The organism is Pleomorphochaeta sp. (assembly GCF_050031695.1).
Lineage (GTDB): Bacteria > Spirochaetota > Spirochaetia > Sphaerochaetales > Sphaerochaetaceae > Pleomorphochaeta.
Map to the genome: position 1 here is coordinate 11,742 of NZ_JBNAIC010000013.1, position 20,977 is coordinate 32,718.

General features: G+C 28.0%; 19 protein-coding genes. 6 read left to right on the plus strand and 13 right to left on the minus strand.

The window, feature by feature from the left end:
• Positions 1-212: 212 nt before the first annotated feature.
• Positions 213-1,193: a hypothetical protein gene (locus tag ACPKM0_RS01800; RefSeq protein WP_472473083.1), complete on the plus strand. Its 981-nt coding sequence runs from the start codon at positions 213-215 to the stop codon at positions 1,191-1,193.
• Positions 1,194-1,195: 2 nt separating this feature from the next.
• Here ACPKM0_RS01800 and ACPKM0_RS01805 read toward each other — a convergent pair whose 3' ends face one another.
• The 12 genes from ACPKM0_RS01805 to gcvT form a co-directional block, all read right to left on the minus strand.
• Positions 1,196-1,897, minus strand: a complete 702-nt coding sequence (locus ACPKM0_RS01805) for a GntR family transcriptional regulator (RefSeq protein WP_472473084.1) — start codon at positions 1,895-1,897, stop codon at positions 1,196-1,198.
• Between the two features lie 57 nt (positions 1,898-1,954).
• Positions 1,955-2,647: a GntR family transcriptional regulator gene (locus ACPKM0_RS01810; RefSeq protein WP_472473085.1), complete on the minus strand. Its 693-nt coding sequence runs from the start codon at positions 2,645-2,647 to the stop codon at positions 1,955-1,957.
• A gap of 41 nt (positions 2,648-2,688) precedes the next feature.
• A complete protein-coding gene (locus ACPKM0_RS01815) occupies positions 2,689-3,831 on the minus strand; it encodes a mandelate racemase/muconate lactonizing enzyme family protein (protein ID WP_472473086.1) in 1,143 nt (380 codons plus the stop codon).
• Positions 3,832-3,848: 17 nt separating this feature from the next.
• A complete protein-coding gene (locus tag ACPKM0_RS01820) occupies positions 3,849-5,078 on the minus strand; it encodes a DUF362 domain-containing protein (protein ID WP_472473087.1) in 1,230 nt (409 codons plus the stop codon).
• A gap of 16 nt (positions 5,079-5,094) precedes the next feature.
• Complete coding sequence (locus ACPKM0_RS01825) at positions 5,095-6,366, minus strand: TRAP transporter large permease (RefSeq protein ID WP_472473088.1); 1,272 nt, start codon at positions 6,364-6,366, stop codon at positions 5,095-5,097.
• A gap of 1 nt (position 6,367) precedes the next feature.
• On the minus strand, positions 6,368-6,853 hold the full coding sequence (locus ACPKM0_RS01830) for a TRAP transporter small permease (protein ID WP_472473089.1): 486 nt from the start codon (positions 6,851-6,853) through the stop codon (positions 6,368-6,370).
• 28 nt (positions 6,854-6,881) lie between these two features.
• Positions 6,882-7,895, minus strand: a complete 1,014-nt coding sequence (locus ACPKM0_RS01835; RefSeq protein WP_472473090.1) for a TRAP transporter substrate-binding protein — start codon at positions 7,893-7,895, stop codon at positions 6,882-6,884.
• 382 nt (positions 7,896-8,277) lie between these two features.
• The gene (locus ACPKM0_RS01840; protein ID WP_472473091.1) at positions 8,278-9,579 is read right to left on the minus strand and encodes a dihydrolipoyl dehydrogenase family protein; all 1,302 of its coding nucleotides are present in this window, start codon (positions 9,577-9,579) and stop codon (positions 8,278-8,280) included.
• A 40-nt stretch (positions 9,580-9,619) separates the two neighbouring features.
• Complete coding sequence (gene gcvPB, locus ACPKM0_RS01845; protein ID WP_472473092.1) at positions 9,620-11,047, minus strand: aminomethyl-transferring glycine dehydrogenase subunit GcvPB; 1,428 nt, start codon at positions 11,045-11,047, stop codon at positions 9,620-9,622.
• Positions 11,047-12,363 (minus strand): aminomethyl-transferring glycine dehydrogenase subunit GcvPA, encoded by a 1,317-nt coding sequence (gcvPA, locus tag ACPKM0_RS01850; protein WP_472473093.1) that lies wholly within the window; start codon positions 12,361-12,363, stop codon positions 11,047-11,049. Before gcvPA ends, gcvPB begins: the two co-directional genes overlap by 1 nt.
• A gap of 2 nt (positions 12,364-12,365) precedes the next feature.
• Positions 12,366-12,728, minus strand: coding sequence for a glycine cleavage system protein H (locus ACPKM0_RS01855; protein WP_472473094.1), 363 nt, complete (start codon positions 12,726-12,728; stop codon positions 12,366-12,368).
• Between the two features lie 14 nt (positions 12,729-12,742).
• Positions 12,743-13,807, minus strand: coding sequence for a glycine cleavage system aminomethyltransferase GcvT (gene gcvT, locus ACPKM0_RS01860; RefSeq protein ID WP_472473095.1), 1,065 nt, complete (start codon positions 13,805-13,807; stop codon positions 12,743-12,745).
• A 214-nt stretch (positions 13,808-14,021) separates the two neighbouring features.
• Here gcvT and rdgB point away from each other — a divergent pair, with 214 nt between their 5' ends.
• Both rdgB and pepF read left to right on the plus strand, forming a co-directional pair.
• Positions 14,022-14,603: an RdgB/HAM1 family non-canonical purine NTP pyrophosphatase gene (rdgB, locus tag ACPKM0_RS01865; protein ID WP_472473096.1), complete on the plus strand. Its 582-nt coding sequence runs from the start codon at positions 14,022-14,024 to the stop codon at positions 14,601-14,603.
• Between the two features lie 11 nt (positions 14,604-14,614).
• Entirely contained in the window at positions 14,615-16,387 is a 1,773-nt protein-coding gene (gene pepF / locus ACPKM0_RS01870) for an oligoendopeptidase F (RefSeq protein WP_472473097.1), read from the plus strand.
• On the opposite strand, the gene ACPKM0_RS01875 is transcribed toward pepF, so the two are convergent.
• Complete coding sequence (locus tag ACPKM0_RS01875; RefSeq protein ID WP_472473098.1) at positions 16,384-17,547, minus strand: hypothetical protein; 1,164 nt, start codon at positions 17,545-17,547, stop codon at positions 16,384-16,386. The two genes, pepF and ACPKM0_RS01875, sit on opposite strands and share 4 nt — an antisense overlap.
• 302 nt (positions 17,548-17,849) lie before the next feature.
• Between ACPKM0_RS01875 and ACPKM0_RS01880 the strand changes: the two genes are divergently transcribed.
• Genes ACPKM0_RS01880 through ACPKM0_RS01890 form a run of 3 tightly spaced genes read left to right on the plus strand, consistent with a single transcriptional unit; the run spans position 17,850 to position 20,923 of the window.
• The gene (locus ACPKM0_RS01880; protein ID WP_472473099.1) at positions 17,850-19,094 is read left to right on the plus strand and encodes an ABC transporter substrate-binding protein; all 1,245 of its coding nucleotides are present in this window, start codon (positions 17,850-17,852) and stop codon (positions 19,092-19,094) included.
• A gap of 55 nt (positions 19,095-19,149) precedes the next feature.
• The gene (locus ACPKM0_RS01885; protein WP_472473100.1) at positions 19,150-20,079 is read left to right on the plus strand and encodes a carbohydrate ABC transporter permease; all 930 of its coding nucleotides are present in this window, start codon (positions 19,150-19,152) and stop codon (positions 20,077-20,079) included.
• Position 20,080: 1 nt separating this feature from the next.
• On the plus strand, positions 20,081-20,923 hold the full coding sequence (locus ACPKM0_RS01890) for a carbohydrate ABC transporter permease (protein WP_472473101.1): 843 nt from the start codon (positions 20,081-20,083) through the stop codon (positions 20,921-20,923).
• Positions 20,924-20,977: the final 54 nt, after the last annotated feature.

Sequence of the window (20,977 nt, forward strand, 5' to 3'; positions counted from 1 at the left end):
TACTTTATATTATTAAGTAATGCATTTTTTTATATCTTAGACTGTTTTATACAAGGTTTTTCAACCTATTACTATTTTAATATTTTTTTTCTTAATTTTTGGCATAGGATTTGCTTATTCATGTTCAGGAGGTTAGAAGATTTTCTTCTGATAAATATATGATTAAGGACAAAAAAAATTTATGTAAGACAAATGAATTAAACTATTTGTATGTGAAAGCCCAAAAAGAAGATTTTTTTGGGAAAGCCACTCATCAATTAATTGAAAAGTGTAAATTATGCTTATATTTTTACCCTCTTCAAATTAAAGCTATTAATGAAGATAGAATATCTGATTTCTTTATAATAAACCAAAAAAAGATTAGGAATACTGTTTATAACTACAATTGTAAAAAAATCAGTTTCAAAGATTATTTTTTAAATTACATTAGGATTTGCATCAAATATTATAAGTTAAAAGAGAATCACGATGCTTTATATAATAATATAATGCTTGAAGTTTTAGTTAAAAATACAGATTCTTTTGAAAAAGAAACTATATATGAAGAAAATACTAATAAACCTAAAACGATTGCAACATTAAAATATAAAGTTGTCGAAGAAGAACAAAAAAAATATTTTGAGAAATTAGATTCTCAAGACTTTATAACAAACAAAACCTTTTTAGACCTATATCAAGAAATAATTGAAACTGAAAATAAAGTTGATGATATCCCAAAATACAAAAATATTAACCAAATAAAAAACTTTTTATCAAAAAAATCTACTAGAAAAAATATTCTACTACTATTTCTAACAATGCCTGATGCTATATTAGAAAACTATATCAATGAAGTATCATATTTGTTTTCTGTTGAAAAAATAACAATTATAAATTTATTTACTTTTGCAAGCGAATTACTTGTTTCAAAAAAATTAAAATATGAAAAATACAGTAATTTAAACAATAAGCATTATAAAAATTATCTAATTAATAATTATAAATTAACATCTAATTTCTATGATCCAAATCAACTACAAATCTCTATTAACTGGGATAAAAAAGCTATGGATAATAATGCAGAAAAAATTAGGAAAACTTTAAATATGCATGTTTCTCAAAGGACTTTAGCAAAAGAATTAAATATAAATAAAGGTACTGTAGCATCTTCAATTAGTGCTGCTAAAAAACTTTTAAATAATAGAATAATATAAATTTATTTATTTTTAAACATAAGCTTAAAACTTATTAAAATATTTAACCAATCTTGATTCAATAAAATATTACTATAATTTTTTTTAGCTGTTTCAAGATGGTTATTTATTGAAATATCTAACATATTTAAATCTCTAAGTTCTAATGACCTTATTATTTGAAAATGTTCTTCTTTAGTTTTTTCATTACTTTGTGGGTTTAATAAAGATATCCATCGATACCTTTCACCTTGAATAGACAAATTATTCATTATCTCTATTAATCTAGAATTATCAGTAAACTCAATAATTTTTTTATGAAAAAGAGAATCTAGATTAAAACCACTTTTCATATCATTTATATTATTAGCAGTCTCTATTTGTTTTTGAATATTTCTTAACTCAATTAAAAGTTCTGAAGTTAATTTTTTATTGGAAATAATTGTTTTTGATGCCTGGATCTCAATTGCTTCCCGGGCTTCAAGTATTTCTGTTATATCATTAATAGTAACATTTTTAACAACAAATTTTGTTCTTTGTTTCTCAACAAGATTATATTGTATTAGCTTTTGAAAAGCTTCTCTGATAGGAGTCCGACTCATTTCAAGTTCTTTTGAGAGATTAATATCAGACACCGTATCACCAGGTAATAAATCAAAACAATTTATTCTATTTTTAAGCTCTTCAAATGCTTTTTGCGATGAATTACTCTTTAATCTTGCCATTTCTTACCTCTATTAATATATAATATATTACAATATAATAATAATGAAAAGATTTGGTTATACTAATTGTTTAAACGCTATTATTATTTGATCCAAAGATGCATTAGAAGTAATTTTTTCATAATTTAACTTAGTTAGATTTAAATGGTTACCTATACATTCTCTTAATTTTATTTCTTTTTTTTCCTCTATATATTTAATTATCATTTTGTGCTCATTAATTGCATTATCATATCTATCAGGAGTAATCATAGCTAACCATCTTAATCTTTCACCTTGTATAGTTAAACTTTTCATAATATCTATTAATCTACTATTTTTGCTAAATTTAACAATAGAATTATGAAATAAAGCATCACTCTTAAAATTTAAATAGTAATCTTTTTCTATCAAACTATTTTCTATGACTTTTTCAATTCTTTCTATCTCTTTCTTTTCGTTTTCAGATAGTCCACCATTTTTAATAATGATTCTAGCAGCTTGTACTTCAACGGCCTCTCTACAATCTATTATTTCATTAATATCTGAATCTGAAATTCCTTTAACAACAAATTTAGTTCTTTGTTTCTCAATTAGATTATATTGAATTAGTTCTTGGATAGCTTCTCTCACTGGTGTTCGACTAATATTTAGCTCTTGTGAAATTACAAGATCAGATACAGTTGAACCAGGGTACAAAGAATATCTATCAATTTTATCTTTTATATAATCAAATGCAATTTTAGAAGAATTACTTTTTATTCTAGCCATACAACCTCAACAATATAGCCTCCAAAAGGAGGCTGTATATTTTATTTCATCCATTTAGGATAATATTTTTCAAAAACACTTTCATTTACTTCAATACCTAAACCTGAGTTATCTGGTACGATTAAGTAACCATCTTCCACCATATAGCTTTCACCACATAGTTCTTTTCTCAACTGATAAGATCCACCACTAGTTATATATTCAGCAGCAAAAGTGTTAGGACATGATGCTAATAATTGAATCGCGGCAGAAACTCCTACAGATGCGTGTATATGTGGACATAGAGGGATATCATATGATGCTGCCATTGAAGCTATTTTCTTAGTCTCTGTAATACCACCAGCATGAATAACATCTGGCTGAATATAATTCACAGCTCTTTTTTCTAATACGTCTCTAAATTCATATTTTCCATAGTAATTCTCACCTGCTGCAATACCAACTCCACGGGAAGATAAATTATTCATTCCAACTAAGTCATTAATTCTTAATGGTTCTTCAATAAATGTTATATTAAAGTCAGCATATTTATCTAAGTTTTTAGCTATTTCAGGGAAATCAAAACATTGGTTGGCATCAACCATAATTCCTAAATCAGGACCTAATGCTTTTCTAACTGCACCTAAATTTTCCATATCCTTTTCGATACCAAATCCAACTTTCATTTTTATTCCTTTGAAACCTTGATCTGCATATCTTTTTGCCTCTTCACCACATTCAGCTGGAGTTAAAGCTCTACCCTTTATTCCAAAAAATCCTGAAGCATAAGCTGGAATTTTATCATGTACTTTACCACCTAAAAGATTATAAACTGGAGTATTTAATAATTTTCCACATAAATCATTTAATGCTATATCAATACCTGCTACAGCTGAAACAGCTGCTCCTTTAGCACCTAAAGCATAGGCACTTGTACCTCTTCCAATTAACTTTTCAAAAATACCTTCTCTATTAAAACAATCTTCTCCAATTAAAAGATTTTTCAATCTATATTCTACAATTGAAGTAAATATTGGAATTCCTCCACCATGGATTGGGCCTATTTCACCATAACCACATGTACCATCTTCACAAGTTATTTTTACTATGACGGTTGACCAATTATACCAAATTCCTGTTGCATCTTGTGATGGATATTCTAAAGGAAATTCAATCGGAAAAGTTTCAACTTTAGTAATTTTCATAATCTATTTTCTCCTACTTATTTATCTTCAATTATTTTTATTATTGCCTGTACAATTTGAACACTAGGTAAAGGAGGATTTCCTGGAATTTCGATACCTCTGACTTTACTATCTCTAATTGCAGCATCACCTACCAATATTACATGTTTAAATTTTTGTCTTGGAACGGGAGGCATATCTCCAATTATTAAACAAATATCTTCATCAATTTTGTCTAATAAATTATCCCATTCAAGTCTTTGACAAGTAGCTGCAATTTGAGCCATTTCAAATCTTGAAGCTCCACCTGCAAAAACTTTTAATCTTTTATGAAAACCAATTGGATTCCACAAAGCTGGACGTTTAAATCTTTGAGCAATATCACTTATTCTTTCACCAATTATTTCTATTTCATCTAATTCGGCAACGCCAATTCCTTCAGTTGCTGCTAATCTAGTTATTGGAACTTCCCATGGTTCTATATCCATTAATTTAGATACAACAGCATCTGTTGCTACTGGGTCCTTTGAACCTAAGATAATCCCTAAAGGAACAGGTTCTGTATAAATTGGGCCAAACCCTTCACCACAAATTAAGCCATCCACTATATTTAAATCAGGTTTCGCAACTCTAAGCATGTCACACATCTTCCAAGGAAAGCATTCTGTATGGAACTTAATTTTATCTTCAGTAGAATAAACACCTTGCATTGATTTAATAGCACAAGTAATTTCAGTTTGACCATGTGTTTTCATTTTTGGCAAATTAATAAAGAAGTCACAATCTAATATTGATTTTGGAACCATTACTTCATCCCAAAGAGTAAGCTTATCATGTTTAACTGCTACAAATTCTTCTTCATCCCAACCAATAGTAGTTGCTCCACCTCGTCTTGCAGCATCAGCTAAACCTGTATTTTCAAAAGCTTGTTTTGCTCCTGACTTTACATGTTTCAAATTTACACTTTTTCCTTCACCTACTAATACTTCTTTTACACCATACTCATTTAAAATTAAACAAAGTGCTTCTAGTACCCTTGGATCTGTTAATACTGATCCTGCAGTCTTAGGATAAGGGACTTCAACAAGATTAGGTTTAATTAATACTTTAGCATCATGAGATATCATAGATTCGATACCCCCTAAATTATCAAAAGTTTTCAACAACATATCTTTTACTACTAGTAAATCTTTTTCACTATATTGTTTTTGTGTCTCAGTTATTTTACCCTTAACGATAGACACTTTTGCTGTCATATTATTTTTCAAAATATTTCCCCTTTTTCTAATAAATTAATGGAATTGATGGATATTGTTTTACCAAACAAATATAAATCACTAAAAATAGAATTATTAGCAAAGAAACTATAATATAAGGTATAATTGCCTTTGATATTTTCTCAACTTCAACACCTGAAACACTTGATAGAACAAATAGAACCATTCCTACTGGAGGAGTTACTAATCCTATTAATAAACAAAGAACCATCAGTAAACCAAATAATACAGGATCAATTCCTAACACTTTAATATATGGCATAAAAACAGGCGTCATAATTACAATTGCTGGAGTTAAATCAACAAAACAGCCAATAACTAATAATATTAAAACAATCAATAATAATGCATAAAATGGATTAGTTGTTAATTGTAATAAATAATGCGATACAGTTTGTGGAACTTGTGAATAAGTTAATATCCAAGAAAATAAAGTTGCACTTGCAATAATAAATAGAACACCAATTACAACTTGTAAAGTTTCAGATATCATTTTTGGAATATCTTTAACTTTTATATCTTTATAAGAAAACCCTAAAACTAAACCATAAACAACAGCTATTATTGAGGCTTCAGTTGGAGTAAAAACACCAAAAGCTATTCCACCTCTTATTATTATAGGTAATAACAATGACCAAAAGGCCCATTTTGTAACCTTCCAAATTTCTTTTCCTGTTGATTTTTCTCGTTTAGGATAATTTTTATTTTTACAAATAAAATAATTCAAAGCCATCATAGCTGCAGCAATAATCAAACCTGGTATAATTCCAGAATTAAATAAATCTCCAATAGATACACCTGCAGTAACACCGAAAATAATTAAAGGTACACTAGGAGGAATAATTGGACCAATCAATGAAGAGGCTCCTGTTACAGCTAAAGAAAAATCTTCATCATATCCACCATCTTTCATTGCCTTTAATTCAACAGCACCTAATCCACCAGTATCTGCAATAGCACTACCACTCATTCCAGAAAAAATAACACTAGCTAATACATTAGAATGTGCTAATCCTCCAGTATAATGCCCAACTAAATGATCTGCCCAAGAAAAAATTCTTGTAGTAACACCACCGGTATTCATAATATTACCTGCAAAAACAAAAAATCCAACAGCAAGTAACGGAAAGGAATCTACACCTGCAGCAAGTCTAGGAATTACCATAACTAATGAAATATCATTAATTAACATAAAGATAATTGAACTTATTAGCATACAAAAAGCAATCGGAGTTCCAATCAATAATAATGTAAAAAATGCACCAAATAATACAAACATATTATTTTTCCTCCAATATTTCTTTTTTAGGGTTATTAAACAAATTGATTAATTCTGAAACTTTATAAATAAAGTTAATTAAAAAACCAATTGGAATAGCGATATAAACTATCTGTAATGACAATGCCATAGTAGAAGCCATTTTATCTTGTTGTAATAAAAATTCGGGTGATACTATTACAATTAAGATACTTGAAATTATAATTAATAAATTTATTAACAATTCTATAATTAGTCTAACTTTATTGGAAAACTTTGACCTAAGTAAGGTTAATGAGATGTGAGAATTATTTCTCACACCATAACCAATACCAACAAAAGTAATCCAAATTTGAAGATATCTTGATAATTCTTCTGCCCAGGCAATGGGAATATTTAATGCATAACGACAAAATATCTGTGATGTTAAAACTATCCCCATTATTGCAAAACAAACTATCAAAAAAATCTCTTCTATTTTTTGATATATTTTTATAAATTTTTTCACTTAATTACCTCGTTATGCATTTTATAATTTATTTAATCATTCTAATTTTTTCTAAATAATCTGCAATTAGTGGATCTTTTTCTAAATCAGCATAAACAACTTTAGTAGCTTCTTTAAATGCTTCCTTGTCTACATCAGAAACTAAAATCATACCTTGATCTTGTAATTTTTGTTTATAACCATCTTCTACTTCAAATGCCAATTTGTTAGTATATGCTGCAGCTTCTTTTCCTGCTTCAATAATGGCATCTTGATATTCTTTAGGTAATTTATCTAAACTTTTTCTGCTTGCATAAAAAACATTACCACCAGTAATATGTTCAGTTTGATTTAAATATTTTTGTACTTCATTGAACTTATTAGTTGCTATAGTAGCTAAAGGGTTTTCTTGAGCATCAATAACACCTTGTTGTAATGATAAAAATACTTCACTAAATGCCATTGGTGTGGCTGTAGCACCCATTGAATTTAAAGTATCAATATACATTTTTTGATCAGGAACTCTTACTGTATGCTTATTTAAATCAGCAGGTTTTCTTACAGGGAAAGAAGCAGTTGTTAAATATCTATTTCCATAATAAAAAGCACCTAAAGGAACTACATCAGTTTTTTCTTCTAAACCATCATAGATTTCTTGAATTACATCACTATTCATTATTCTTACCCATTGTTCACGATCCAACGCTAGATATGGAGCATCAAAAATTAAAAAAGGACTATATTGTTTAGCAGCCATACCATAACCTAATGCAGCAAAATCAATAGTACCCATAGCAATAGAATCAAACAATTCTTGTTCTGTTCCTAATTGAGATGAAGGGAAAACACTAACTTTTACTTTTCCATTAGTTTTTTCTTCAACTAATCTTGCAAATTCCTCTGCACCTTGACCATTTGGGTGATCTACTGGTTGAATATGCCCGAGTTTTAATTTATAAACCTTATCCATATTATTTTGATCTTGGTTCTCAGAATTACCATTTGCAAAAATTCCATTCAATGTTACTAGCGTTATTAAACATAACAATAATACTTTTTTCATATATAACCTCCTAAGTTATTTTTATAATTAATAATTGTATACAATTTAACATCAGTTATTTCATATGTCAACATATTTTAATATTTTTTATTTAGTTTTTATACTAAATAGTTAACAAATAATCCATTATTGCGAATATTATAGAGAAATACGCATTAAAAACCTAACAAATTGTATATTATTTTATTTTTTTTAATAAAAAAATCAAAGCTCTTCGATAAATACAATAGGTAATTATTTGTATACAATTATTAATAAAGCAATTACAGCTATGAATAAATGACAAAAAACCTCCAAAGTGTTTAAAATATTATTTTGTTTACTTTGGAGGTAACTTATTTATTGAGCTATTTTTTTTTAGAAAGCTATAATAATTAATCTTTTATTTATTATATTTAGATAAAACTTCTTTTATCCCTTCAACAAATGAAGGGTGAGGATAAATATCTTTTTGCATATCTATAATCGACAAGTTATTATTTAAAGCTTCTACAAAAATATTTATCATGTCACTAGATTTTGTACAAACTAATGTTGCTCCTTTAAATATGCCAGTAGAAGTAAAAACAAGTTTATAAAATCCCCTATTATTATTTTCTATAACGGCTTTTGGATTAGATACTATATCATATTTTATAACGATATCATCACTAACTTCTTCAGACCCTACTGTAGATATTTCTTTATCACAATAAACACATCTAGGAACATTTATAAGATTATATTTAGGAATTTCATCGAACATTTTATTTACTACATTAATAGCACAAGCACTTGCATAATGAGCTAATTGAAGACCTTTAACACAATCACCAACTGCATAAACATTATTCAAATTAGTCTTAAAATTTGAATCAACTTTAATAAAACTATTCTCCTGTATTAGTAAGTTATTTATATCCAATGATGATATATTAGGTTTTCTGCCAACTGAAACAATTACCATATCGCACCCTATTTCTTTTTCATCATAAGTAACCTTATTTTCTTCAATTCTATTAACTTTAGCATTTGTAATAATATTAACTTTATTTTTCTTTAAATCCTTTTTCAAAAAAGCAACAGCATCTTTATCTATACCTAGTAATATATCTTCTTGAGCTTCTACAATTGTTGTTTTTATTTTCAAATGATATAAAAGTGTAGCTAATTCAACGCCAATTACACCTCCTCCAATAATTACAACTTCCTTTATATTTGATAAATCTTTCTCTAAGAATTTTCTACTAGATAAAGCTTTATTAAAGCCTTCAATTGGTAATTTAGAATTAGTAGCTCCTGTAGCGATTAAAATATTTTTACCTTCATACACTTTATCATCGACTCTTATTGAATTAGAGCTCTCTAAAGTTGCAATGCCATAAATCAAATCTACACCACTATTCTTTAATAAAAAAGATACACCTTTTACTAATCTGTTAACTGTGTTTTCTTTATTTGATAAAAACTTATTATAATCATAAGCTACATTTTCAACTAAAATACCATATCTCTTTAAATCAGAAATTTCCAACAATTTATTAGTTTGGAATAATAATGATTTAGTTGGAACGCACCCATAATTTAAGCAAGTTCCACCAACTTTATCTTTTTCTACAAGTAGTACCGTTTTATTTAATTCTCTTGCCCTTAATGCAGCTTCATACCCCGCAGGACCTGCTCCAATTACTATCAAATCATACATAAGCTTTCCTCAAGTACTAAAATTATCTAACAACTATATTCTAATTAAAATCATATTTAACTATTGGTTTTCTAGCAGCAGTTACTTCATCTAATCGACTTATTTTTGTTGTTAATGGAGTTTTTGAAAAATCAATTTGCTTTGATTCAACTTCTTTAGCTATTTTTATAAATATATCAATCACTTCATCTAGAGTTTGTTTAGATTCAGTCTCGGTAGGTTCAATCATAACAGCTTCATGGACAATTAATGGAAAATACATTGTTGGAGGATGCATCTCATAATCAATCATTCTTTTACAAATTGATAAAGCATTTACACCGTATTTCTCTTTAAAATTACTTAAATCTAAGACAAATTCATGCATACAAATCTTATCAAAAGCAACTTTATAATAACCCCTTAATTTCACTCTCATATAATTAGCATTTAAAACTGCCATTTCACTAGCTTCTCTAAGACCTTTAGAACCTAAATGCTTTATATATGTAAGAGCCTTAACTAAAACTAAAAAATTACCATTAAAAGCTGTAACTCTTCCAATACTTTGATTTGCATTTTTATAAATAAATCTATCATTTTCTTTTTCGATAATAGGATTAGGTAAAAACTCTCTTAAAAAGTTTTTACAACCCAAAGCTCCAACTCCGGGGCCACCTCCACCATGAGGAGTAGAAAAAGTTTTATGTAAATTTAAATGAACGCAATCAAAACCCATATCTCCAGGTCTACAAATTCCCATTATTGCATTAAAATTAGCTCCATCATAATAACAAAGAGCACCACAATCATGGACTTTTTTAGTTATTTCTAAAATACCAGGATCATATAGCCCTAAAGTATTTGGATTTGTTAACATTAGGGCTGCAACACTATCATCTAAAACCTTATCCAACTCAACTAAATTAATAACACCATCTTTGCTTTCTATAGTAACTATTTCAAAACCATTCATGCTAGCACTTGCAGGATTGGTTCCATGAGCACTGTCAGGTACTATTACTTTAGTTCTATTAAATTGTTTATTAACTTTATGGTATTTTTTTATCATTGATAGACCGGTAAATTCACCATGAGCTCCTGCTCCTGGTTGAAACACCATCTTATCCATAGCTGTTACTTCACACAAGGCTTTATCACTTTGATAAATAACTTCTAAAGCGCCTTGAATATCCTCTATATCACTATTAGGAGAAATATTAATAAATCCAGGGAGGGATGCAACAGATTCGTTTACTTTTGGATTATATTTCATTGTACAAGAACCTAGGGGATAAAAACCATTATCTACACCAAAAGTATGGTTTGCTAAACTTGTATAATGACGAACTAAATCAACTTCAGAAATTTCTGGAAGAAGAATTGAAGTTTTTCTTTTTAAAGCTTCATCAATGTTATAATCATCTATATCTTGTTTTGGTAATATTGTACATCTATGCTCTTTAACAGATTTTTCAAAAATTAACATTATTGAGTCACCTCCACTAACGTCTTAACAAATAAATCGATTTCTTTCTTACTATTTGCCTCAGTAACGCAAACTAATAAATCAGTCGAATTAAGCTTAAATGGTCCTTGAATTGATTTAGTTTTCAAAGCTAAGTTTATTTCATCTACATCGTAATCAGTTTCAATAACAAATTCATTAAAAAATTCACCATTATATTTCTTTCTAAATCCAGGTATTTTTATAATTTCATCTAAAGCATAGTGAGCATTGTTCAAACATCTTTTAGAAACTTCTTTTAAACCTTCTTTACCCATAGCTCCCATATAAATTGCACATCTAAGTGCACTTAATGCTTGATTTGAACAAATACTTGAAGAAGCTTTTTCTCTTCTGATATGTTGTTCTCTCGCTTGTAGTGTTAATACAAACGATTCTTTATTATTCCTATCAACAGTTTTTCCAACTATTCTACCAGGTATCTTTCTAAGATATTTTTGAGATGTAGCTATATAGCCAAGATAAGGTCCCCCAAAGGCTTGATCTAAACCTAATGGTTGAGCTTCACCACAGACGATATCAATACCACATTCTCTAGGAGTTTTTAAAACACCCATGGCTATAGGATTTACAATAACTATTGGTTCAACCTTATTAGATTTAACTATCTCACTGATTAAACTAGAATCTTCTATTAATCCAAAATAATTAGGACTTTGAAATATAAATGTACTAACTCCATCAAAGTCTTTTTGTTTAAGTTGATTGATAGAGGTTAGTCCATTTTCAACATCTATCTCTTCAATTAAAATATCTCTTGCATTTGCATATGTTTTAATTGTTTCTAAATATCTAGGATTTATAGCTTTAGAGACAAATACCTTTTTCCCCTTTATAGCAAGACTTAAAATCATAGCTTCAGAAACAGCACTTGCACCATCATAAATAGAAGAGTTTGAAACATCCATATCAAAAAGATTACAGATTTCGCTTTGGTATTCAAATATTGCTTGTAGATATCCTTGAGACAATTCTGCTTGATATGGAGTATATGAAGTTACAAATCCACTTAAGGAACTAAGATGTTTAACAACTTCAGGAATTAAATGTTTATAGCTACCAGCACCTCTAAAAGTAGTTTTAAATTGAACATTTTTCTTAGACAATTCGCTTAATTCTTCAAGAACTTCAAATTCACTTTTGCCTTCATCAATATTAATTGGTTTATTTAGTATTACTTCATTAGGAATATCTTTAAATAATTCATTAATAGAAGAAAGCCCTATTTCATTGAGCATTTCTTTCTTTTCTTTAGCACTAGCAACTGTATAACTCATTATTATTCCTCAACTTGATTTAAATAATCTTCTTTATTCATTAATTCTATTTGATCACTAATATTACTAATTTTACATATCCAAGTATTTTCAGGATCATCATTAATTAATTGAGGACTGTCTAATATTTCTTGATTAACTTCAGTTACTTTACCTTTTAAAGGGGAATAGAATTCAGAAACTGCCTTTACGCTCTCTATATCACCTAAAGTATCTTTTAAATCAACTTCTTCTGCATATACATCAACAAAAACAATATCACTTAATTGTTCTGCCGCATATTCACTTAAACCTATATAAGCTTCATCTTCACTAATATATTTCACCCATTCATGTGATTCACTAAATAATATTTTATTTTCCATACTATTGACCTCCTCTATTTTCCTTTTTTATAAAAAGGTAAATTAATAACTTTTGCTTTAATTACCCTATTTCTTATTTTAACATCTACTATTGTATTTTCTAAAGAATATTTTTTATTAATTATTGCCATAGCATAAGAGCCCTTTAGATAAGGCAAATAAGTTCCACTAGTTGTATGACCTATTAATTCATTATTAGCATATACTTCCATATGTTCTCTAATTATACCTCTTTCAGTATTAATTAAGCCAACTCTAGTTATACCCCTATCTTTTATTTTATCCATTCCAGTATATTTAGGTTTATCAAAGGTGCAAAAATGTTCGAGATTAGTATCTAAAGGAGATATATCATCACTCATTTCATGACCATATAAAGGCATTGAAGCTTCTAGACGAAGAGTATCTCTAGCTCCTAATCCACAAGGAGTAACCCCAAGTTCTATAAATTTATTAAACAACTCTTTAATGGCTTTACTATCAGCATATATTTCATATCCATCTTCACCGGTATAACCTGTTTTAGAAATTAATACTTCATGATTTAAAATTTCTACTTTTTCTTTAAAAGAATAATATTTTAGTGGTAAATTTTCCCTATCAGTTATAGATAGCATTATCTCTTTTGATAAAGGTCCTTGAATTGCAATTTGGCCATAAAAATCACTTAAATCAGTAATAGTAACACCTTCAATTCTATTTTTAATTAACCAGTTATAATCCTTTTGCTTATTTGCTGCATTTACTACTAAAAATAATTTTTTTTCATTTATGCAATAAATTAAAAAATCATCAATTATATTTCCTCTTTCATTAATAAATAATGAGTACTTTATTCTCGATGATTTTATTTTTTCAATATTATTAGAAATTAAACTGTTTAAAAAAGGTATTGCATTATCGCCTTCAACTAAAATTTCTCCCATGTGTGAAACATCAAATATCCCAACTTTTTCTCTAACAGCTAAATGTTCTTCAACTATTGAAGTATATTGAATAGGAAGTAGATAATCAGCAAATTCAACCATTTTCCCTTTTAGTGAAACATGCTCATCATATAAAGGTGTTTTTCTGCTCATAGAGACCCCCTCTTTGCTAAAATGAATTACTATATATTTAACAAATATTATTATTAAACAAAGAGATTATATTTTTACTATATTAGTCTTTTTGTTCAATTTATTAAACTCTACTATAAATAGTAAAACATTGAATATTTTATTTTGCAAGAAATTTATTTAAAATATTAAGTATTTACTTGTCTAGTTTTTATTCTAACGGTATCTTTTTATTATGGAATTTATTTTAGCAACAACAAATGATCATAAATATTATGAATTAAAAGATTTGATGCCTAATATTGAAATAATAAAAGCAACAAACATGGTAGAAGTAGATGAGAATGAACCCACCTTTTTGGGAAACGCTCTTATTAAAGCTAAAGCTCTTTATGATATATTACAAAAACCCGTTATAGCAGATGATTCAGGCTTATGTGTCGAAGCATTAAATAATGAACCTGGTGTTAAAACTGCAAGATATGGTAGTGATGTATTTAATCGTATTCTTGAAAGTAGTGAAAGAAATGAATACTTACTTAGTAATCTAAAAAATGAAACAAATAGAAATGCTAGCTTTGTTTGCACTTTAGTTGCATATATTTCACCTAATAGAATTTATACTGTAACAGAAGAAGTAAAAGGAATAATAACAGAAAAACAATTTGGTAAAGATGGTTTTGGTTATGATCCTGTTTTCTTTTTACCTGAACTAAATAAAACTATGGCAGAAATAGATGGAGAGACTAAAGGGTTATACAGTCATAGAGGAAGAGCTGCTAGAGCTATGAATAAAATATTAGAAAATATCGAATAAGGAACAACTAAATGAAAAGAAGTGAAATAAATAAAAATGACACATGGGATTTATCACCATTATTTAAAACTGATGAAGATTTTTATAATCAGTTAAAACAATTTGAGGAAAAAAGAATTAATGAAGCTGAAAGTTTAAAAGGTAATTTAATTACATCTAAAAAAAGTTTATTAAAAGCTTATCAATGGATGAAAGATAGTGATATCGAATTAGAAAACCTATTTCAATATGCACAACTTAAAGCTTCTTCTGATTCAAGTGATGTAAACAACTTAAAAATGATGAGTGCTGTTACCACAGTTTACACTAAGTATGTTTCATCTTTAGCCTTTTGGGATAGTGAAATCTTAAGTTTAGAAGATGATAAATTTAATGAATATTTAAATGATGAAGATTTTAATGATTTAAAAGTTACTTTGTTTAGACTAAAAAGACAAAAAGACCATATTTTAGATGAAAAATCAGAAAAGATATTAGCAGCTCAAATGGAAGTTGGTGGAAAAGCTAGTAAAATATTTAGTGATTTAACTAATGTTGATTTTAAATTTGGTGAAATTGATAATAAACCTTTAACACAATCTACTTTTTCCATCTTCTTAAAAGATGAAAATGAAGAAATTAGAAAAAAAGCTTATCTTCAATTATATAAAGTTTATGAAGACCATCAATACACTTTAGCAAACGTATATGAAACTTCTATTAGACAAGATATTTTCTCATCAAAAGTTAGAGATTATAAATCAACAAGAAGTAAAAAATTATATAGTGATAATGTAAGTGAAGATGTTTATGATAATTTAATTGATCAAGTTCATAATGGATTAGATGTTCTACATAAATATTATGGTCTTAGAGCAAAATTAATGAATAAAGAAAAAATAAAACACTATGATGTTTATACTTCTTTAGTTAAAGGCTTTGAAACTCACCACTCATATGATGAAGCTGTTGATTTAGTTATAAAAGCTTTAGCACCTTTAGGAGAAGCCTATACATCAACACTTAAAAAAGGCTTAACAACAGACAGATGGGTTGATAAATATGAAAATGAAGGCAAAAGAAGTGGAGCTTTTTCAAGTGGAACTTATACAAGCTTTCCATATATATTATTAAATTATAAAGAAGATGATTTAAGAGATATATTTACAATGGCTCATGAAGGAGGTCATTCAATGCACTCCTATTATAGTGCAAAAAATAATAATTATTTCAATCATAACTATACTATATTTGAGGCTGAAGTTGCATCAACATTTAATGAACAATTACTAGCAAAATATCTAATAGAAAATGCAAAAGATGAAAATGAGAAAGCTTATATAATTGGTAAACAAATTGATGATATTATTGCAACATTATTTAGACAAACTATGTTTGCTGAATATGAACATATCATGCATAAATTAGCTGAAGAAGGACAACCTATAACAGTTGATGTTATGAGAGGCGAATACAGAAAACTATTAGAACTATATTTTGGTGATAATGTTGAATTATTAGAAGTTAGTGATATGGAAGGATTAAGAATTCCACACTTCTATTCTTCTTATTATGTCTATAAATATGCTACAGGTATTTCTGCAGCTATTGCTCTTAGTAAAAAAGTATTAAATGGCGATGAAAATGATTTAAATAATTATATGAGTTTCTTAAAAAGTGGAGGATCTCTCTTCCCAATAGATACACTTAAATTAGCAGGTGTTGATATGAGTGAAAAAGAACCAATAATTGAAGCAATAAATCACTTAGAATCATTAATAAATGAATTTGAAAAGCTAGTTTAAATACCAACTATAAGAGGAGAATCTTTTTGCTCCCAAGTTTGTATTTTGGAATGTAAATATGGCATATGGAATAAGAAATCAATCATAAGTTTACTTGCTCCATATGCTATATCATTTTCACTATGATTTAAGAAAGTGAAACAAAAAGTATTTATTATCTCTTCTTCTGTTTTTTCAGGAAATTTATCTTCAATATTTTTTAAGATATTATCATTCCAAACTTCTGAATCACCTCCAAGATAAATAGTCCTTGGATTTAAAAATGCATTAGTAAATAATAATTTATTAACATAATTATCTATAAATAGCTTTAGACTAGCTTTATTATTATTTAGTTCCATTAACTCTTCATTAGCAATATCAAGTTGCCTATTTTGCTTACCCTCTTGATAAACAAAATTTATAAACTCTCCAGCTTTAGAGTCAAAACCCCTATAGATTTTACCATTTATTACAATACCCATACCAACCCCTAAAACAGGAACACCATCAGGTAAAATATTATTATAATATGTTCTAACTAAGGAATATAAATAACTATCACTTTCATTTTCTCTATATTTTATTGCAGCACAATTAGCATCATTTTCCATATATATTGGATAATTTCTATTTTCTATACAATCTAAAATACTAACATTCAATATATCATGTGTTAAACTTCTAATTAATGTTGTCCCATCAAAACCAATAATAGCAGCAACAGAAATACAGCCACCAAATATTTTAGTATTACAACATTTTGCTTCTACTATTGATAATACATAATTAATACACTGCTTAAATCTCTTCTCAGTCCCTTTCTCTGCTGTAATAATTACTTCATTAAAGGTTTCTTCAATTTCTGTAAATAATGATTGATCTAAATATGTAATTACAACTTTAAAGCTATCTACTAATAAATCAACACCAAAAACTACCCCAGATTCTTTATTTATTAATACTTCTGTACTTTTTCTACCTTTTTTATGATTATCACTACTTACATTTTTACTATCAATGACCAAATTAATATCTTTTAATCTGTTTAAAGTATATGTAACAGTAGAAGGCTGGAGATTTAAAGTTTTCACTAAATAATTCCTAGACTTTGGTCCGGTTTGAAGTTCTCTTAGTATCTGTGTTGAATTTACAAGTTTTTGATATTGACTATTTGCCATTTGATACCTCTATTATTTATTTCATTATCAAATAATTCATTTATTCTGTCAATGAAAAAATACAACCACTATTTACTAGTGAATATAAACAAATTTATAGTACATATATGTTAATATATTGTACTTATTTAATTAACCTATTATAATTAATTGTTTGTATACAAATAAATTATACTGAAATTGTATTAATTAAATAAAATAAAAGACTATATTATTAATTATAATCTCCTTTTTTTCATTGACAGAATAAATAAAAAGATACCATACTAATAATGGTTTATAACCAAAGGAGAGATTATAAAATGAAAAAAAAGATGCTTTTTGTATTATTAAGCCTACTACTTGTATTAACACCTAGTGTTTTTGCTGGAGGTAGTAGTGAAACTGAATCAGAGACTGTTGTATTAACAATGGGATCATGGAGAGCTGATGACGTTGAAGCTATGAACAACTTATTAGATGTTTATAAAAAAGTTGCACCTAATGTTGAAATCGAATTTAAGCCTACTAATCCTGCAGATTACAATGCTACACTTAGATTACAATTAGAATCAGAAACTGGTCCTGATTTAATGTATGCTAGATCTTACGCACCTGGAATTGAATTATATCAAGCAGGTTTCTTTGCTGATTGTTCTGATATTGAAGGTTTATCAAATTTTACAGATTCTAATAAAGCCCCTTGGATGGCTCCTGATGGAAAAATGTTTGCTGTTCCTTTTGCAGCTGTATCTCATGGTGTTTACTATAATAAAGATTTATTCAAAAAAGCTAATGTTGCAATTCCTAATACTTGGGAAGAATTCTTAGTTGCTTGTGAAAAACTTCAATCAAATGGAGTAACTCCTCTTGCTAATGGTTTAGCTGATGAATGGGATATTTTTGAAACTTTCTTCTTAGGTGCTTTACCTAACTATATTGGCGGTGCAAGTGAAAGAGTAAAATATGAAAGTGGTGATTTAAAGCTTAACAATGATAAATTTGTAATGGCTTTCACAGCTATGAAAGATGTAGCAAAATATTGTCCAAAAGGATTTGAATCTGTAACATATAATGACTCTCAAGCATTATTTGCAACAGGAAAAGCTGCTATGTTTATTGATGGATCTTGGTCTGTTGGAACATATGGTGAAGTTGCTTTTGATTGGGGTATTTTTGCAATACCTGCACCTAAAGGTAATGATACAGCAATTTGTTTTCACCCTGATATGGCAATAACAATGAATACTAAAACTGAATATCCTAAAGAAGCTAAAGCTTTCTTAAGTTGGTTATGTACAGTTGAAGGAGCTACTACAGCTTCTAAATACTTACCAGCTGGATTCTTCCCTATGATTGATGCTTCAATTGATATTGAACTACAACAAGCTAATGAATTCTTAGCCTTAAATGAAGGCAAAGAAACTGATGCAAGATTTGTATGGCCAGTACTATTAGAATTATATTCACCAATCGATCAAGCTGTAATCAAAGTTATGAAAAATGAATTAACACCTAAAGAAGCTGCTAATGAAATTCAAATGGCTTATGATAAACTAGATTTATAAAAATTTTAATAATATATAGCTGCTAAGTTTCTTAGCAGCTATTATGGAAAATAATATGGGAAAAAACAAAAATAACAAACATTTGTCTGTTGAACCTAGCAGCTGGTATTGGATGCTTTACATTTTGCCAGCTTTAATTATTTATATAGTTTTTATGGCATACCCTCTACTAGATTCATTAAGACTTAGCCTATATACAGGAAGCAATTCTTTAAATAGAGAATTCATAGGTTTTGGCAACTTCACTAAATTATTCACAGATGATTTTCTATCTGTTAGATATCAATCTGCATTTACTCACACTGTAATTTTCTTTTTAATTAATATGGTTGTACAAAATGGCCTTGGAATATTATTTGCTGTAATTATTACAACAAGAACAATGAAATTAAAAAATTTCTATCAAACTGTTATCTTTATTCCAACAACTTTTGCTGTATTAGTTACAGGTTATCTTTGGAAATTATTACTAAATCCAATTTGGGCTGGAGATACTCTAGCTAAAATCGGTTTAGAATTTTTAGCCCAACCTTGGTTAGGCTCTAGAAGTACAGCACTAGTTACAGTATCACTTATTTCTTGTTGGCAATGGATGGGGATTCCAACAATGATGTTTGTAGCAGCTCTAAAAAACATTCCTCAAGATTGTTTAGAAGTTGCATCAATAGAGGGTGCAAGCCATTGGCAAACATTTATTAAAATAAAAGTGCCTCTAATCAAGCCTGTTATTGGTATGATAACAATTTTAACTTTTGTAAACAACTTTAATGCTTTTGACATTATTTTTGCAACTGAAACTGTAAATGGGGCACCTAACTACGCTACAGATTTACTTGGTACTTTCTTCTATAGAATTGGTATAGCAGGAGAACATCCAATTGCTATCGCAGATCCAGGTCTTGGGGCAGCAGTAGCTACTATTACCTTCATAGTTTTATTACTAGGGGTTGTACCAATATTAAAATTTACAAGCGGGGATAAATAATATGTCAAAACAAAAAAGCTTAAAACAACAAAATAGACATGTTTTTTATCATGTCATTATGATAATTTGGGGCTTAATAGTATTATTCCCTATTTATGTTTTAGTAATTAATAGTTTTAAAACAAGATTGTCAATTTACATTAATCCTTTTGGATTACCTAGCAAATTTAATTTTAAAAATTATAGTTCTGTATTTAAAGATAGCGATTTTTTAATTTATTTTAAGAACAGTTTTATTGTAGTTATTTTTTCATTATTACTTATGATAGTATTTTCATCGCTAGCAGCATATGCTTTTGCTTTTTGGAAGAAAAAACAATCTAGATTGCTTTTCTTTTTTATGATAGCAGGAATGATGTTACCAATAAAAATTGCTTCAATAAGAATTTTAGAAATAATGAAATTTTTAAATTTATTAAATACTATTTGGTCTTTAGTACCTATTTATGTAGCTATGGGAATACCTATTGGAATCTTTGTATTAACTGAATTTATCCGAGAAATACCATTAGAATTATCTCAAGCTGCAATAATCGATGGAGCTAATAGATTTTCTATTTTTAGAATGGTAATAATTCCATTAATCAAGCCAGCTTTATCAACTGTTGCAATTTATAATTTAGTACCTTTTTGGAATGATTTATGGTTCCCATTAATTTTTATTTCAGATGAAAAAAGTAAAACCTTGTTGTTAGGAGTTACTAGATTATTTGGACAATATCAAACAGACTGGTCAAAAGTATTAGCAGTATTAACATTATCTGCAATCCCTGTTTTATTATTATATTTAACAATGTCTAAACAATTTATAGAAGGTGTAACAGCTGGGGCAGTAAAAGGGTAAACAAAATAAAAACCTTTTAAGCTTTATTATTTGCTTAAAAGGTTTTTCTATGCA

Coding starts and splice junctions, on each gene's coding strand:
- ACPKM0_RS01805 (WP_472473084.1), bottom strand. CDS start 1,897: ATGGCAAGATTAAAGAGTAATTCATCGCAAAAAGCATTTGAAGAGCTT.
- ACPKM0_RS01810 (WP_472473085.1), bottom strand. CDS start 2,647: ATGGCTAGAATAAAAAGTAATTCTTCTAAAATTGCATTTGATTATATA.
- ACPKM0_RS01815 (WP_472473086.1), bottom strand. CDS start 3,831: ATGAAAATTACTAAAGTTGAAACTTTTCCGATTGAATTTCCTTTAGAA.
- ACPKM0_RS01825 (WP_472473088.1), bottom strand. CDS start 6,366: ATGTTTGTATTATTTGGTGCATTTTTTACATTATTATTGATTGGAACT.
- ACPKM0_RS01835 (WP_472473090.1), bottom strand. CDS start 7,895: ATGAAAAAAGTATTATTGTTATGTTTAATAACGCTAGTAACATTGAAT.
- ACPKM0_RS01840 (WP_472473091.1), bottom strand. CDS start 9,579: ATGTATGATTTGATAGTAATTGGAGCAGGTCCTGCGGGGTATGAAGCT.
- gcvPB (WP_472473092.1), bottom strand. CDS start 11,047: ATGTTAATTTTTGAAAAATCTGTTAAAGAGCATAGATGTACAATATTA.
- gcvPA (WP_472473093.1), bottom strand. CDS start 12,363: ATGAGTTATACAGTTGCTAGTGCTAAAGAAAAGAAAGAAATGCTCAAT.
- ACPKM0_RS01855 (WP_472473094.1), bottom strand. CDS start 12,728: ATGGAAAATAAAATATTATTTAGTGAATCACATGAATGGGTGAAATAT.
- gcvT (WP_472473095.1), bottom strand. CDS start 13,807: ATGAGCAGAAAAACACCTTTATATGATGAGCATGTTTCACTAAAAGGG.
- rdgB (WP_472473096.1), top strand. CDS start 14,022: ATGGAATTTATTTTAGCAACAACAAATGATCATAAATATTATGAATTA.
- pepF (WP_472473097.1), top strand. CDS start 14,615: ATGAAAAGAAGTGAAATAAATAAAAATGACACATGGGATTTATCACCA.
- ACPKM0_RS01875 (WP_472473098.1), bottom strand. CDS start 17,547: ATGGCAAATAGTCAATATCAAAAACTTGTAAATTCAACACAGATACTA.
- ACPKM0_RS01880 (WP_472473099.1), top strand. CDS start 17,850: ATGAAAAAAAAGATGCTTTTTGTATTATTAAGCCTACTACTTGTATTA.
- ACPKM0_RS01885 (WP_472473100.1), top strand. CDS start 19,150: ATGGGAAAAAACAAAAATAACAAACATTTGTCTGTTGAACCTAGCAGC.
- ACPKM0_RS01890 (WP_472473101.1), top strand. CDS start 20,081: ATGTCAAAACAAAAAAGCTTAAAACAACAAAATAGACATGTTTTTTAT.